General features: G+C 62.8%; 12 protein-coding genes. 3 read left to right on the plus strand and 9 right to left on the minus strand.

Annotated features, from left to right (window positions below; all coding sequences use genetic code 11):
* Nucleotides 1-99: 99 nt before the first annotated feature.
* The 5 genes from AB9K34_RS21965 to AB9K34_RS21985 form a co-directional block, all read right to left on the minus strand.
* On the minus strand, nt 100-1,365 hold the full coding sequence (locus AB9K34_RS21965) for a glutamate-5-semialdehyde dehydrogenase (protein WP_369956739.1): 1,266 nt from the start codon (nt 1,363-1,365) through the stop codon (nt 100-102).
* Nucleotides 1,366-1,431: 66 nt separating this feature from the next.
* Nucleotides 1,432-2,538 (minus strand): glutamate 5-kinase, encoded by a 1,107-nt coding sequence (proB, locus tag AB9K34_RS21970; protein WP_369956740.1) that lies wholly within the window; start codon nt 2,536-2,538, stop codon nt 1,432-1,434.
* On the minus strand, nt 2,526-3,560 hold the full coding sequence (obgE, locus tag AB9K34_RS21975; protein WP_369956741.1) for a GTPase ObgE: 1,035 nt from the start codon (nt 3,558-3,560) through the stop codon (nt 2,526-2,528). The genes proB and obgE overlap by 13 nt, the downstream gene beginning before the upstream one ends.
* 133 nt (nt 3,561-3,693) lie before the next feature.
* Nucleotides 3,694-7,143 (minus strand): transcription-repair coupling factor, encoded by a 3,450-nt coding sequence (gene mfd, locus AB9K34_RS21980; RefSeq protein ID WP_369956742.1) that lies wholly within the window; start codon nt 7,141-7,143, stop codon nt 3,694-3,696.
* Nucleotides 7,144-7,171: 28 nt separating this feature from the next.
* Nucleotides 7,172-7,699: a component of SufBCD complex gene (locus AB9K34_RS21985; protein ID WP_369956743.1), complete on the minus strand. Its 528-nt coding sequence runs from the start codon at nt 7,697-7,699 to the stop codon at nt 7,172-7,174.
* A 112-nt stretch (nt 7,700-7,811) separates the two neighbouring features.
* Between AB9K34_RS21985 and hemB the strand changes: the two genes are divergently transcribed.
* Together hemB and AB9K34_RS21995 are read left to right on the plus strand one after the other, a co-directional pair.
* A complete protein-coding gene (gene hemB, locus AB9K34_RS21990) occupies nt 7,812-8,810 on the plus strand; it encodes a porphobilinogen synthase (RefSeq protein ID WP_369956744.1) in 999 nt (332 codons plus the stop codon).
* 195 nt (nt 8,811-9,005) lie between these two features.
* Complete coding sequence (locus AB9K34_RS21995) at nt 9,006-9,596, plus strand: YSC84-related protein (RefSeq protein WP_369956745.1); 591 nt, start codon at nt 9,006-9,008, stop codon at nt 9,594-9,596.
* A 73-nt stretch (nt 9,597-9,669) separates the two neighbouring features.
* Here the strand turns inward: AB9K34_RS21995 and AB9K34_RS22000 are convergent, their stop codons facing one another.
* A complete protein-coding gene (locus AB9K34_RS22000; protein WP_369956747.1) occupies nt 9,670-10,560 on the minus strand; it encodes an NAD(P)-dependent oxidoreductase in 891 nt (296 codons plus the stop codon).
* 113 nt (nt 10,561-10,673) lie between these two features.
* Between AB9K34_RS22000 and AB9K34_RS22005 the strand changes: the two genes are divergently transcribed.
* Nucleotides 10,674-13,142, plus strand: a complete 2,469-nt coding sequence (locus AB9K34_RS22005) for a penicillin acylase family protein (RefSeq protein ID WP_369956748.1) — start codon at nt 10,674-10,676, stop codon at nt 13,140-13,142.
* Nucleotides 13,143-13,234: 92 nt separating this feature from the next.
* Here the strand turns inward: AB9K34_RS22005 and hflX are convergent, their stop codons facing one another.
* The 3 genes from hflX to AB9K34_RS22020 form a co-directional block, all read right to left on the minus strand.
* On the minus strand, nt 13,235-14,506 hold the full coding sequence (gene hflX, locus AB9K34_RS22010) for a GTPase HflX (protein ID WP_369956749.1): 1,272 nt from the start codon (nt 14,504-14,506) through the stop codon (nt 13,235-13,237).
* A complete protein-coding gene (gene hfq, locus AB9K34_RS22015; protein ID WP_027260655.1) occupies nt 14,506-14,745 on the minus strand; it encodes an RNA chaperone Hfq in 240 nt (79 codons plus the stop codon). The genes hflX and hfq overlap by 1 nt, the downstream gene beginning before the upstream one ends.
* 124 nt (nt 14,746-14,869) lie before the next feature.
* Nucleotides 14,870-16,408, minus strand: a complete 1,539-nt coding sequence (locus AB9K34_RS22020; protein WP_369956751.1) for a TrkH family potassium uptake protein — start codon at nt 16,406-16,408, stop codon at nt 14,870-14,872.
* Nucleotides 16,409-16,410 lie beyond the last annotated feature (2 nt).

The raw sequence follows: 16,410 nt of genomic DNA on the forward strand, positions 1-16,410 counted from the left end.
GGCGTTTTGCAATCAATTCGGATCACCGGGCAGCACCTGCCCCGCTGAAATCTCCGATTTCAGGCCACGTCAGAGGAGCGGGTTGCATTGCAACTTGCGTCAGGCGCGCACCGTACCGTCCCCGCGCACGATGTATTTGAAGCTGGTCAGTTGCTTGGCGCCGACCGGTCCGCGTGCGTGCATCTTGCCCGTCGCGATGCCGATTTCCGCGCCCATGCCGAACTCTCCCCCATCGGCGAACTGTGTCGATGCATTCTGCATCAGGATCGCGCTGTCCAGGCGTTCAAAGAACTGGGCGGCAGCCCCGGTGCTCTCGGTGATGATGCAATCGGTGTGGTTCGATCCGAAGCGGCGGATATGGGCGATGGCCGCATCCAGATCGGCGACGGGCCTGGCGGCGATGATCATGTCGAGATACTCCCGGCCCCAATCCTCGTCGCTGGCAGCGACCGTTCCGGCGATCTTGGCGAGAACACCTTCCGCGCGCACCTCGACCCCGGCAGCCACCAGGGCTGCAATCACCTCTGCACCGATGGTCTCGGCAATATCCTCGTGGATCAGAAGGCATTCCGCCGCGCCACAGGTGCCCGTCCGGCGCGTCTTGGCGTTCAGCACGACATCAAGCGCCTTTTGCGGGTTGGCCTCCTTGTCGATATAGATGTGCACGATGCCTTCCAGGTGGGCAAAGACCGGCACCCTTGCCTCGCGTTGCACCAGCCCGACCAGCCCCTTGCCGCCGCGCGGCACGATCACGTCGACCGTGTCGGTCATGGTCAGCAATTCCGAGACCGCGGCACGGTCGCGCGTCGGTACAAGCTGTATCGAGTCTTCGGGGAGACCCGCGCTGCGCAGCCCCTCGACGAGACGGGCATGGATGGCTGCGGACGAATGGAAACTCTCCGAACCGCCGCGCAGGATCACCGCATTGCCCGATTTCAGGCACAGCGCCCCGGCATCCGCCGTCACGTTTGGGCGGCTTTCATAGATGACGCCGATCACCCCAAGCGGGGTGCGCACGCGGCTGATATGCAGGCCGGTGGGCCGGTCCCATTCTTCGATGACTTCACCGACGGGATCGGGCTGATCGGCGACCGTGCGCAGCCCGTCGACAATACCACGGATACGCTCTTCATCCAGCATGAGCCGATCCATCATCGCAGCGGACAGCCCCTTGTCGCGGCCATAGTCCAGGTCGCGACCGTTTGCAGCGATGATGCCCGCACGGTCGCGCCACATCGCGTCCGCCGCCGCAAGCAGTGCCGCGCGTTTGCTCTCCGGGCTGGCAAAGGCGAGGGTCTGGCTGGCGGCCTTGGCACGTGAGCCGATTTCGGCCATCAGTGCGGGAATGTTATCCATGTCTTTCATCGTCTGCGCCCTTTTCTGTGCGTCGCCGGCGTCCCTGCCTCGCAACAGGGAATATCGGCGAGAAACCTACAATGCCATATCGTCGCGATGGATCAAAGCCGCGCGGCCGGGATAGCCGAGCTTGTCCTCGATGTCCGACGATTTGCATCCCATGATCGAGCGCGCTTCGCTGGCCGTATAGCGGCTGAGCCCCTGCCCGATCCGGTGATTCCCGGGTTCGTGAATCTCGACCGGGTCGCCCCGCCCAAAGCTGCCCGAGACTGCGATGACACCCGCCGGCAGCAGGCTGTTGCCGCGCCCAAGAGCATCGGCGGCACCGGGATCAACCGTGACCACACCGCGCGGTTTCATCGCGTTGATCCAGCGTTTGCGCGCGGTCTGCGGGTCCAGCTGTGCGGTGAACCGGGTGGCGTTTGCGCCATTCTCAAGAGATTGCAGGGGGTTATACTTTGATCCTTCAGTAATCGCCATAGCACAGCCGCCAGCGGTCGCCATCTTGGCAGCCATCAGTTTCGTCTTCATTCCGCCCTTGGACAGGCCCGAGCCCGCGTCACCGGCCATCGCCTCGATCTCGGGTGTGATCTCATCGATGCGATCATAGCGTCTGGCTTGCGGATCGGTCGCGGGATTCGCGGTGTAAAAGCCATCGACATCCGAGAGCAGGATCAACTGGTCCGCCCCCACGGTCACCGCGACCTGTGCGGCCAGGCGATCATTGTCGCCATAGCGGATTTCGTCGGTGGCGATGGTGTCGTTCTCGTTCACGATCGGCACCGCTTGCAACGCGATCAGTGTTTCGAGCGTCGCCCGCGTATTCAGGTAACGTCGCCGATTCGTGCTGTCTTCCAGTGTTACAAGAACCTGCGCAGTGGTGATGCCATGCGGGGTCAGCGCCTCTTCATAGGCGCGGGCCAGACGGATCTGCCCGACCGCGGCCGCAGCCTGGGACTGTTCCAGCGCGAGTTCGCGCATCGGAAGGCCAAGAACGCCACGCCCGAGCGCGATGGAGCCCGACGACACGAGGATGACATCGGCTCCGCCCCGCTTCAGCCACGCAACATCCTCCGCCAGCGATCTGAGCCAATCCGCCCGCAGCGTGCCGGACTCCCGATCGACCAGCAGCGCCGAGCCGATCTTGACGACGACACGCCGGGCGCGCTTCAGGGACTCCACGATGCCGCCCCGGCGTCGGGTTTCTGGCGCAGCCTGTCCGCGTCGATCTGCGAGCGCAGCGCGCGCAACACATCCTGCACCCCCTCGCGGCTGACCCCGGACATGGTCATCACCGCACCACCGCTGGCCTTTTCAAGTTCAGCGACCGCCGCGACTCGTTCCTCGTCATCAAGGGCATCCACCTTGTTGAGCGCGGTGACGCACGGCTTGTCGGCCAGCTCTCCGCCATAGGCCTCGAGTTCGTGGATAATCGTCTGATAATCCTCGGCAATCGTTTCGGACGTCCCATCGACGAGGTGCAGCAATACGGCGCAGCGCTCCACATGGCCCAGAAACCGGTCCCCGATACCGCGCCCGTCGTGGGCGCCAGCGATCAGGCCCGGAATATCGGCGATCACGAACTCGACAGTGTCCACGCCCACCACGCCAAGGTTCGGATGCAGCGTGGTGAAAGGGTAATCGGCAATCTTGGGGCGCGCATTGGACGTGGCCGCGAGAAAGGTGGATTTGCCCGCGTTGGGCAACCCCAGCAGACCCACATCCGCGATCAGCTTGAGACGCAGCCAGAGCGTGCGCTCCACCCCTTCCTGTCCCGGATTAGCGCGGCGCGGGGCCTGGTTCGTCGAAGACTTGAAATGCAGGTTGCCGAAACCGCCATTGCCGCCCCGCGCCAACTGTACGCGCTGGCCGACCTCGGTCAGGTCCGCGATCACGGTTTCTTCATCCTCGTCCAGAATTTCCGTGCCCACGGGCACGCGCAGCACGATGTCGTCACCATCCTTGCCGGTGCGTTGCCGACCCATTCCCGGTTGACCGTTCCTGGCAAAGAAATGCTGCTGATAGCGGAAATCGATCAAGGTGTTCAGCCCCTCGACCGCCTCGGCCCAGACCGAGCCGCCGTTGCCGCCATCGCCGCCATCGGGTCCGCCATATTCGATGTATTTTTCGCGGCGGAAGCTGATGCAGCCGTTTCCGCCGGCACCGGACCGGATATAGACCTTTGCGAGGTCCAGGAATTTCATCGCTCTCACACCTTATTTTCAAGGCATGGCGGCAGATTGCCCCGCGCCATGCCATCGTTCGGTCCCGTGTCGCATCGCTGTGCCACATTGGCCGGTCCCGAGGCAAGGGGCTGCGGGTGGAATGCCGACGCCCCTAACCGGCCTTTTTCTTGCGGACCAGCTTTTCGGCAAGATCGCGGGCGATGGCAAAGGCCCCCTTGATCTTGTCCGCGTCCTTTCGCCAGTCCCGGCGCACCACGATCTTGTTGTCCTTGACCTTGGCCATGCCGCGCTGGTCCTGGATGAACGCCACGAGGCCCTCGGGGCTGGCGAACTTGTCGTTGTGGAACTGGATCGTGGCCCCCTTGGGGCCTCCGTCCAGCTTGGAAATACCGGCGCGTTTGCACATCGCCTTGATCCGCACGACCAGCAACAGCGTGTTGACCTCCTTGGGCAGCGTGCCAAACCGGTCGATCAGCTCCGCCGCGAATCCTTCGAGTTCCACCTTGGTCGACAGCGCCGACAGACGCCGGTACAGTCCAAGGCGCACGTCAAGATCGGGCACATAGCTTTCGGGGATCAGAACCGGCACACCCAGGTTGATCTGTGGGGCCCATTGATCGTCGGACTCCGACAACCCTTCCATTTCGCCGGCCTTGATCTTGGCAATCGCCTCTTCCAGCATCGATTGATAGAGTTCGTAGCCAACATCGCGCATCTGGCCGGATTGCTCCTCGCCCAGCAGGTTTCCGGCACCGCGAATGTCGAGATCCTGGCTGGCCAGGGTGAACCCGGCCCCCAATGTATCGAGCGAGCCGAGCACGCGCAGACGCTTTTCGGCGGCGGGGGTCAGCCTGGTCCTGGGTTTCGTCGTCAGATAGGCATAGGCGCGGGTCTTGGAGCGCCCCACCCGTCCCCGGATCTGATAGAGTTGCGACAGACCGAACATGTCGGCGCGGTGGATGATCATTGTGTTGGCGGTCGGAATATCGAGTCCGGACTCAACGATGGTCGTGGCCAGCAGCACATCGTACTTGCCGTCGTAAAATGCGTTCATCCGATCATCGAGCTCGCCTGCCGCCATCTGCCCATGGGCAACGATCACGCTGATTTCGGGCACCTGATCCTTCAGGAATTGCTCGATCTCGGGCAGGTCTGAAATACGCGGCACCACGTAAAAGGACTGCCCGCCGCGATAATGTTCGCGCAAAAGCGCCTCGCGGATGGTGACAGCATCGAATTCGCTGACATAGGTGCGGATCGCCAGCCGGTCGACCGGCGGTGTGCCGATGATCGACAGATCCCGCACGCCCGAGAGCGACAGTTGCAGCGTGCGCGGGATCGGCGTGGCGGTTAGGGTCAGCACGTGGATATCGCTGCGCAGCTGTTTCAGGCGCTCCTTGTGCGTCACCCCGAAATGCTGTTCCTCGTCGATGATCAACAGGCCGAGATTGCTGAAGCGCACCCCCTTGGCCAGCAGCGCGTGCGTGCCGATGACGATATCGACCGTACCGCGCGCCATGCCGTCGCGTGTCTGTTGCGCATCCTTGGCCGGGACGAAACGAGACAATTGCCGCACCTGGAACGGAAAGCCACGGAACCGTTCGGCGAAACTGGCGTAATGCTGGCGCGCCAGCAGGGTTGTCGGGGCGATGATCGCCACCTGAACACCGGACATGGCCGCGACAAAGGCGGCGCGCATCGCCACCTCGGTCTTGCCAAACCCCACATCGCCGCAAACCAGCCGATCCATCGGTGTTCCGCTGGTCATGTCGCCCAGCACATCGGCAATGGCGGCCAGCTGATCGTCGGTTTCCTGATAGGGAAAGCGCGCGCAGAACGCTTCCCACGCGTGGCGTTCGGGTTCCAGCACAGGCGCCTTGCGCAGCGCACGTTCCGCCGCCACCCGGATCAGCCGGTCCGCCATCTCGCGGATGCGTTCCTTGAGCCGCGCCTTTTTCGCCTGCCACGCGCCGCCGCCGAGCTTGTCGAGCAGGCCTTCTTCGTGACCGTATTTCGACAGCAATTCGATATTCTCGACAGGCAGGTAGAGTTTCGCGCTTTCGGCGTATTCCAGCAGCAGGCATTCATGGGCGGCACCGGCGGCGGTGATCACCTCGAGCCCCTGATAGCGGCCGATCCCGTGATCCACATGCACCACCAGATCGCCGGGAGACAGGGATTGAGTCTCGGTCAGGAAATTCTCGGCCTTGCGTCGCTTCTTGGCGGACCGGATCAGCCGGTCGCCCAGCACGTCCTGTTCCGAGATGACGGTCAGATCGTCGGTCTGAAACCCGTGTTCGAGCGCCCAGACCGTGAGATGCAACCCGTGCTTGCCGATGCGGGTGGCGTTCGGAATGGCGATGGTTTCGGCCAGCCCCTCGTCTTCGATCAACCCGGACAGACGCTCGCGCGCGCCTTCGGAATAGGACGCGATCACCACCGGTCCGGCTCGCAGCCGGTCGCGCACATGATCGGCCAGCGCGCCAAAGAGGCTGATCTGTTCCTGCTGGCGTTCCGGTGCAAAATTCCGACCGATGCGGCCGCCCGCGTCGATCACGCCGGGGCCCGTGGCCTGAGGCAAGGGATGGAATTGCAGTACGCGACGGTCGGAAACCGCGTCTTGCCATGCGGCATCGTTCAGATAGAGCAGGTCGGGCGGCGCGGGTTTGTAGACGCTGTCCATCCTGGATTTCGCCTGCATCGCCAGCTTGCGGGTTTCATACTGATCCCGGATGCCGTCCCACCGCGACAGGCGCGACGGCGTCACCTGATCGTCCTGTGTCACCGTCACGCCGGGCAGAAAGTCGAACAGGGTTTCCAGCCGGTCGTGAAAGAACGGCAGCCAGTGTTCGATGCCCTGATGCTTGCGCCCCGCGCTGACCGCTTCGTAAAGCGGATCGTCAGTGCCCGCCGCGCCGAATTCGATCCGGTAGTTCTGGCGAAACCGGGTGATCGCCGCGTCGTCGAGAATAACCTCGGAAACCGGCGCAAGCTCGACCATGTCGAGCTTTTCCGTCGTGCGCTGGCTGACCGGATCGAACCGGCGCGCACCGTCAAGCAGATCGCCGAACAGGTCGAGCCGCACCGGACCGCCCTCGCCCGGTGGAAAGATGTCGATGATCCCGCCCCGGATCGCATAATCGCCCGGTTCCATGACTGTCGGGCTCTGGCTGAATCCCATCCGCACGAGGAACTGGCGCAGGGCCGTTTCGTCGATGCGATCACCGACACGGGCGGTAAAGGCCGCATCGCGCAGCACGTCGCGCGCCGGCACCCGCTGTGTCGCGGCGTTCAGCGTGGTCAGCAATACGAACTGGCCCGGAACCTGATGCACGAGTGCCGCCAGCGTGGCCATGCGCGCCGCCGAGATGTCCGCATGCGGAGACACCCGGTCATAGGGCAGGCAATCCCACCCGGGAAAAACGATAACCGGCATGTCGGGCGCAAAGAACGCGAGCGCCGCACGCAGCGCCGCGAGGCGTTTGTCATCGCGGGCGATGTGGATCACCGGGGCCTGTTCGCGCGCGACCTCGTTCAGGATGAGGCGCGCATCGAAACCTTCGGGTGCTCCGCCGACGGTGATATGGCCCGATGGCTTCATCTGTCTTGCTCCGATTGGTTGTCTTGTCTCAGTGGCCCAGAACGCCGATGGTAAGATTCTGGTACATCCCCCAAAGCGCGGTGAAGAATATGGCGACCATCCCGATCGCCTGCACAACGAACCTGTGCCGGGCGAGGATTTTACGCAGGGTCTCGCCGGAGGCAGCTTGCCGTTCGATACGGCGGGCGGTGACAAGGCTCATGGCGCCGATCACCATCATGGGAAACATCAGCAACAGAACCGCCTGGGCGAATTCCATCCAGTACCAGAAGCCCAGCACCGCAAGCGTGGACAGCAGGAAACAGGCGAAACCGATCAGCCACATGCCCGACACCCGCCAGATATAGAGCAGCCGGTTGACGTTCACCCGCGTGATGATCTCGAGGTCAAGCGCCGCCTGCCCGCCGACACGCCGCGCCCGCTGGATCATGTCAAAGGGAATACCCAGCACCCAATGGCTCGCCGAGGACCAGAAGACCGCCAGCGCGATCCAGTACCAGAGGTTCGAAAAGGACCGCATGTCGATCAGTTCGAATATGAATGAATACCATTCCACGCGCCGTCCCCGGTTTCGACTTCCGGCTGGAATTGCACACGGTGCCGTGTTGCTCTTGCCGATGACGGCATTCCATGCCACCCCATGACGGATTGTTCAAGGAGACTGCGTCATGAAACCTACCGTTGCCTCTTTTCCTGCGGCTCGCTTGCGCCGCGCGCGCCAGTCTCCGGCAGTGCGCGGTCTGGTGCGTGAAAATACGCTGTCGGTCGAAGACCTCATCTGGCCGATATTCGTGCGCTCCGGCGACGGTGTGGAAGAACCCGTGTCTTCGATGCCCGGCGTCATGCGGCGCAGCGTCGACAAGACGGTCGAGGCGGCCCGCGAAGCGGCAGACCTTGGAATACCGGCAATCTGCCTGTTTCCCTATACCGGTCTTGATGAGCGCACCGCGGACTGCGCCGGCGCCTGGAATCCCGAAAACCACACCAATCGCGCCATCCGGGCGATCAAATCCGCGGTCCCCGAGATCGCGATCATGACCGACGTCGCCCTGGACACCTATAATATCAACGGTCATGACGGGTTCGTGGTGAATGGTGAGATCGTCAACGACCAGACCGTCGAGGCGCTTGTGAAAATGGCCGTCGCGCAGGCCGAGGCGGGCGCGGACATCATCGGCCCGAGCGACATGATGGACGGTCGTATCGGCGCGATCCGTTCCGCGCTTGAACATGGCGGACATCACAATGTGATGATCCTGAGCTATGCCGCCAAATACGCCAGCGCGTTCTATGGCCCTTTCCGCGATGCGGTCGGAGCGTCGGCGGCGCTGATCGGGGACAAGAAGACCTATCAGATGGACCCGGCCAATTCGAACGAGGCGCTGCGTCTGATCGAGCGCGATCTGACCGAGGGCGCGGACATGGTCATGGTCAAACCCGGCCTGCCCTATCTCGATATTTGCCAACGCGTCAAAGAGACCTTCGGCGCCCCGACCTTTGCCTATCAGGTCAGCGGCGAATACGCGATGATCCGCGCCGCGCAGCACAACGGCTGGATCGACGGCGATCGCGTGATGCTCGAGAGCCTGATGGCGTTCAAGCGTGCGGGGTGTGACGGTATCCTGACCTATTTCGCACCCGATGTCGCCCGCATGCTGAACCGCTGATCACCGGGGCGCGGATGCGCGCGGCTCGGGCGATCCGGAAAACGGGGGTTTTTTGTCAAGAGCTCTGGAATTGCCAGCGATAAGTCGCCGAATCATTGTCCTTGCGGCGTGACAAACCGGGGATTCCTGCGTATGTTTCGCGCCAAGGCCGATGAAAACGGCCAACTCAGGCAAACATTTACAGGCAGTATTGACATGAGCAGCTTCACCACGAAACACACGCCCCCCCTGGGTCTGACCCGGCGCGGATTTGCATTTGGCGCGCTGGCGGGTGCGACATTGATCGCGGCCTGCGGCAACGGCGTCGGCAGCAATGGCGCGGCCACGATCGACGCGCGCGTCGATGCGACGCTGGCCCAGATGTATCGCACCTATCCGAACACCCGCGATCTTGCCGCAAAAGCCAATGGCATGTTGGTCATGCCACTGGTGACCGAGGCCGGATTCGGGTTTGGCGGCGGCTATGGCCGCGGTGCCTTGCGGGTCAACGACGTGACGGTCGATTACTATTCCAACACCAAGGCCAGCGCCGGTTTCCAGATCGGGGCCAAGCAATATGCGCATGTCCTGTTCTTCATGACGCATGACGCGCTGGAAGGGTTCCGCCGCGCCAGCGGTTGGACTGCCGGGGCCGAGATCGACTATGTGACGCCCGAAGGCGGCGAGTCCGCGTCGACCGATACCAATATTCTGACCGCGCCGATCCTTGCTGCAATCTTCGGTCAGGCCGGGCTCTATGCCGGGGCGTCGCTGGAAGGCGCCAAATATACCCGCATCATTCCCTGATTCCGAAATACGGTCCCGCCCGCGCTCGGGCGGGCCGGACCTTGACCGTCGACTATCGCCAAACGGGTTCAGTTCAACGCTGCGCACCATCCCGTTTGAACGCGCGCAACCGCCGGATCAGGCTTGAGGTATCCCAGCGGCCGCCGCCCATCTGCTGCACGTCCTTGTAATACTGATCGACCAGCGCCGTGACCGGGAGCGATGCACCGACTTCATCCGCCGTTCCCAGACAGATATCGAGATCCTTGCGCATCCAGTCGACGGCAAACCCGTGCTCGAAATGATCGTCGAGCATCGTTTCATAGCGGTTGGACATCTGCCAGGACCCTGCAGCGCCTTGGCTGATCACCTCGACGACCGCGCGCCCGTCCAGCCCGGCGCTCTCGGCAAAGTGAAGCGCTTCGGAGAGCCCCTGGACCAGCCCGGCGATGGCGATCTGGTTGCACATCTTTGTCATCTGTCCGGCGCCGCTTTCGCCGATGCGCCGGCAAATGCGCGCATAAGCGCCAATAATCTCTTCCGCCCGGTCATATACCGGCTGATCTCCGCCGCACATCACCGACAGGGCCCCGTTTTCCGCGCCCGCCTGACCGCCGGAAATCGGCGCATCGACGAATCCCAGCCCGGCCTCATGCGCAGCGGCATAAAGCTCGCGTGTCACCTTCGCCGAAACCGTGGTGTGATCGACGAACACCGATCCTTCCGCCATTCCGGCAAAGGCGCCATCCTCGCCCAGACAGACGCTGCGCAGGTCGTCGTCATTGCCGACACAGCACATGACAAAATCCGCGCCCTGCGCCGCCTCGCGCGGCGTATCCGCACGCGCGCCACCATGTTCCGCGACCCAGGATTCGGCCTTGGCGGGCGACCGGTTGTATACGGTCACGTCATGTCCGGCCGACTTCAGATGCCCGGCCATCGGGTATCCCATCACCCCGAGACCCAGAAACGCGAGCTTTGCCATTTGCTTTCCCTCCGAACCCGTTTCAAATAGATTGCCTCCGTATCTAACAGGCATCTCTGCCAGACAAAATCGCCAATTGCCGGCCACGCGCCGACGATCTTCGTGAGGACAGTATGAGCATCGTTTTTCGCTGGTTGTTGCGCATCGCCGCCGGGCTGGTCGGGCTGGTCGTGGTGGTGGTTGCGCTGGTCTATTACCTCGCCAGCCAGTCGCTGCCAGATTATGACCGCACCGTGCAGGTCGAAGGCCCCACCGCACCGATCGAGATCGTCCGCAACAATGCAGATGTGCCGCATATCTTTGCCGAGACCGATCCGGACGTGTTCTTCGGGCTTGGATATGCGCATGCGCAGGATCGCCTGTGGCAGATGACCACCATGCGGCGCGCGGCCCAGGGCCGGCTTTCCGAGGTGTTCGGACAGAAGACCGTGGCGGATGACCGCCTCATGCGTCGGCTCGACATCTATCGGCTGGCGGCGCAATCGGTGGGCGCGCAGGATGATCAGACCTTGCAGGCCCTGAATGCCTATGCGGCGGGTGTCAACGCACGGCTCGCCGAAATCAACAAGGACGCACTGGGGCGAGGTGCGCCTGAAATGTTCCTGTTCAATGCGCCGGTTGCCCCGTGGACCCCGGCGGATTCGCTTGCGCTGGTCAAGTTGATGGCGCTGAAATTGTCCGGCCACGTGGTGGATGAGGTTCTGCGCGCGCGCGTGTCGTTGATGCTCGACGATCCTGCACGGATCGCCGACGTCCTGCCCGAGGCGCCGGGCACCGGTATTGCTGCACTTCCCGAATATTCGGCATTGTTTCCCGGCCTGCCCCGCTATGCAGAGGTCAAGGAGGATGAACGCTCGCCGCTGTCGCCGGTGGCAAAACGCGGCATGGCAGGTGCTTCGAATGCGTGGACGGCGGCGCCATTCCGCTCGGCCGCCGGGGGCACCCTGCTAGCGAATGACCCGCATCTGGGCTTTTCGGCCCCGTCACTCTGGTATCTCGCGCGGCTCGAACTTGCCAGCGGCGGGGTGATCGGTGGCACCATTCCCGGCATTCCCGTGGTCATGACCGGGCGCAGCGATACGCTCGGCTGGGGGCTGACCTCGGCTTACGTGGACGATCAGGATCTGTTCATCGAACGTCTGAATCCCGACAATCCGGAAGAATACGAAACGCCGGACGGGTTCAAGCCGTTTGAAAGCCGCCCGTCGATCATCGAGATCAAGGGCGCGTCGCCCATTACCCTGACCCTGCGCTGGACCGAGAACGGACCGGTTCTGCCACGGAGACAGTTCAATCTCGACGCGATCACGCCGCCGGGCCATGTGGTCGCCTTGGGCTGGACCGCGCTCAGCCCGCAGGACACGACCTTGTCTGCCGCTATGGCGATGATGGAGGCGACGTCGGTGCAAGAGGCGATCAAGCTGACCGAAGGGTATATTGCCCCGGCTCAGAACCTGTCGCTGATCGACAAGGACACCATTGCGATGAAACTGATCGGCGCGGTGCCACGCCGCGATCCGCGCCATAACAGCCAGGGCCGCATGCCGTCACAAGGCTGGCGGCAGGAAAATCGCTGGCAAGGGCGGATGCCCTATGACACCAACCCCGAGTTCGTGTCGCCGAGCGGGGGCATCCTTGGCAACACCAACAACAAGATCGTCGACCGCCCCTTCCCCGACCACCTGTCATTCGTCTGGGGCGACACCCAGCGGATCAATCGCTGGCAGCGGCTCATGCAGTCGCGCGAGGTCCACACCCGCGACAGCTTTATCGAGGCGCAGCTTGACCCGGTGAGCTTTACCGCGCGCTCGTTGCTACCGCTGATCGGTGCGGATCTCTGGTTTACCGGTGAATCCGCGCCCGAAGGCACGCAGGAGCGACAGCGTCAGATCGCCCTGTCCCTGCTGGCAGACTGGAACGGCGAAATGAACGAACACCTGCCGGAACCGCTGATCTATGCGGCGTGGCTGCGGGCGTTGAACCAGAGGCTGATCCGCGATGAGCTTGGGCCCCTCGCCGACGAGTTCAAACGCGCGGATCCGGTCTTTATCGAACGCGTCTATCGCGACATCGACGGGGCAAGCATCTGGTGTGACATACGCCAGAGCGCGCCGGTTGAAACCTGCACCGACATCGCGCGGCTGGCGCTGGATGACGCGCTTTACTGGATCGCCGATACGTATGGGACGGCGCTGGAAAGCCTGCGTTGGGGCGATGCGCATCAGGCCACACAGGATCACCCGGTGCTCGGCGATGTTCCGATCCTCCGCTACTTTGTGAATATTCGCCAGTCCACCAGCGGCGGCGACAATACCCTGTTGCGCGGGCTGACCTCTGGCGAGGACCCCGCCCCGTTCGAGAATGTCCACGGCGCGGGCTATCGCGGGGTCTATGACTTTGCCGATCCCGACAGTTCGGTCTTTATCATCTCCACCGGCCAATCAGGCCATTTCCTGTCGCGCTACTATGACGACCTCGCGCAGCTTTGGCGTCGGGGAGAGTATATTCCTATGTCCCTGGACGAGGAACTCGCGCGGGCCGCAGCGGTGGGAACGACGATCCTGACCCCCAGGATCGAATGACATGGCATCCGGCGTGACGGCGATCTCTGAACGGGGCACCCCGGCCTTCGTGCGATACCGCGATCAGCGGTGGCGCCGGGTGAAACGGATGATCACAACGTCCTGAATTTTGCCTGCTGCTGCGCCGTCCAGATCACCGAAATGTCAGAACCGTCCTCGGTCTGGTTTTCCGATTGCACCACGTCCTGTTCAAACAGCCATGCCCGTTTCCGCCCGTCCGAGAAACCGAGATGCAGGTCTTCGGCAAAGCGCGCGCCTTGCAAGGCGCCGGAGATCGCGGCAAGCAGTTCATCAATGCCTTCGCCGGTCAGTGCCGAGAGACAGAACAGCCCGTCATCTCGGTCGGCGCGGGCGCGCAAGGCGTCCTGTTCATCCGGTCCGAGCAGGTCGAGCTTGTTCCAGATTTCGAGCATCTGGCGATCTTCGTCGATCCCGAGTGAATTCAGGATGTTTTCGACATCGCGGGCCTGCGCGTCCGTCTCTGCATGACTGATGTCGCGGACATGCACGATCAGGTCGGCGGCGAGCACCTCTTCCAGAGTGGCCCGAAACGACGCGACGAGTTCGGTGGGCAGGTCGCTGATGAATCCCACCGTATCCGACAGGATGATCTCGGGTCCCTCGGGCAGAACCACGCGGCGCATGGTCGGGTCGAGCGTGGCAAAGAGCATGTCCTTTGCCATCACCTCGGCCCCTGTCAGACGGTTGAAAAGCGTTGATTTCCCGGCGTTGGTATAGCCGACGAGCGCGACAATCGGGAACGGCACCTTGGCGCGGGCCTTGCGATGCAGCTCACGGGTCTTGACGACCTTGTCCAGCTGCCGGCGCAGGCGCACCAGCTGTTCGTCGATGGCGCGTCGGTCGGCCTCGATCTGGGTTTCACCGGGGCCGCCGACGAATCCCAGCCCGCCGCGCTGACGCTCAAGGTGTGTCCAGGCCCGGACCAGACGTGTGCGTTGATAGGACAATGCGGCCATCTCGACCTGCAGAACACCCTCGCGCGTGCGGGCGCGGTCGCTGAAGATCTCGAGAATCAGCCCGGTCCGGTCGAGCAACTTGACTCCCCAGGCCTTCTCGAGGTTGCGTTGCTGCACGGGCGAAACCGGACCATCAATCAGGACCAGTTCGATATCGGCGTCGGCAAAGCGCGTCTTCAGTTCCTCGATCTTGCCCTTGCCGAATAACATTCCGGCATGCGCCTTGGGCAAGGGCACAATATCGCTGCCGATGACCTCAAGATCCGGTAGCGCCACGGCCAGCGCCACGGCTTCCTCAAGCGCCGGGCCGGAGTCGCGGCGGTCGGGGTCGGTACGAATGTCTGGATGCAGCACCCAGGCCCGGGTGCTTACACTCTCATGATCCATCAAGTAGCGTCTTCGCCCTCGTAAAGGCTGATCGGCTGGGCTGGCATGATGGTCGAGATCGCGTGCTTGTAAACCAGTTGGGATTGCCCATCCCGGCGCAACAACACGCAGAAATTGTCAAACCATGTGATGACACCCTGCAACTTCACCCCATTGATCAGGAAAATTGTAACCGGAACCTTGGTCTTGCGCACATGGTTCAGGAATGCGTCCTGAAGATTCTGTCTGTCAGATGCCATATTTGAAATTCTCGCCATTGTTCTTGCCGTATGCCGCGGACCGGCATTGCCCCTGGGCGAGTATGTCGCGCCGCGCAGGGAACTTCCACCCAAAAAAAGCGTGTTGTTCGTGATGCGCGAAGAGTCACGTATTGCGCCAGATACCGGGCGTCAGAAGCGCGATGATCGCCAGAGTCTCAAGACGCCCCAAAACCATCGCCGCGCAGAGGATCATCTTGGCCGCGCCGCCAAGTTCGACCAGACGTATCGGGGTTTCGCTGGCAACATCGATCAATGGGCCGGTTGTCGACAGCGACGCGATGCTCAGCACGATGGCATGCTCAAAGCTCACTCCGAGCGACGCCAGCGCGAGGCTGATCACCGCCAGCGACATCGCGAAGAGCATGAAGAAGACCCAGGCGATGAAGGCGCCGTTTTTCTGGATTCGCGTCTCCCGGTGCACGGTATCGACGGATGACGGGTGGACCAGCTTCTCCATCTCGCGCAGCCCGTTGAGATACAGCGCATAGACCCGCAGCAGCTTGACCCCGCCTGCGGTGGTCGCAACGCCGCCGCCGATCATCGAAAGCCCCAGCAAGAGCAGCCCCGGCGTGCCCAGCCCGGACCATCGCCGCGCCTCTTCCCAGTCGGCACTTTCAAAGCCGGTGGTGGTCAGAAAGGAAATCACCGTGAACATCGACCCCCAGAACGCCCGCAGGCCAAGCAGGAAATTCTCGCCTTCGGTCACTTCGAGCGACGCGATCCAGTGGCGCAGGAACAGCAGGGTCGGCAGGGCAAAGACCAGCAGAAGGCCGATGCGGAATTCCGGATCGGTCTCAAGCCGGCGAAACCCGGTCGTGTTGGTGGTGTCGCTGGAAAATGTCAGCCGGGACAGCGCGAAGAACATGAAGAGAAACAAAAGCGCCTCGCCGGCGAGGCCGGATGTCGAACCTTCGAGACCGCCAACCGGGGAAATCCCGGATGTCGCCATCACCGACATGGCGTGACAAAGCGCCGTCAGCGAGCGTTCACCCGACATCAGCAGCAACACCCAGAGCGTCAGCGTGAGCCCGGCATAGATCGGCGCGAGCATCGCCGCCGACCGCAGCAGCAGCTTGCGCGGATCGGCGCGGGCAATCATGCTGGGTCCCGATGCCGCACGTCCGGGTTCGCCGCGCGTGGTTACCTCGAAACCGCCGAGCGACAGCGGCGCGAGAATCGCCGAGGCCGCGATCCACATCAGCATGCCGCCCATCCAGCCCACCTGCGCCCGCCACAGGTGAAGCGGTGGCGACAACCGCTCGGGATCGGCAAACAGGTCCGCGCCCGTCGTGGTGATCGCACTGACCATGTCGAAATAGGCGTTCAGGAAAGACGTGGTCTGCAACGCATCATGCAGCGGAATCGCCAGAAAGACCGGCAGGATCGCGAAGGTGAACAGCAGCGACAAAAGCTGGCCAAGCGTCGCGTAACGCGGTTTGCGGTCGCCAAGCGCCAGGGCGATCAGAACGACACAGATCAGGCCAAGCAGACCGGAATAGAAAAACGACTGCGACGCCGGGTGGTTGTCGCGCACCACTGCATAGGCGGCCGGCACGAACATCGACGCCGAAAATACGCCCCAGATCAGCAGCGAAAGCGGCAGACGCCAAAGCGGACCTTTTGGGGTTTGCTCAAGCCGCATGA

The organism is Sedimentitalea sp. XS_ASV28 (assembly GCF_041224545.1).
Lineage (GTDB): Bacteria > Pseudomonadota > Alphaproteobacteria > Rhodobacterales > Rhodobacteraceae > Sedimentitalea.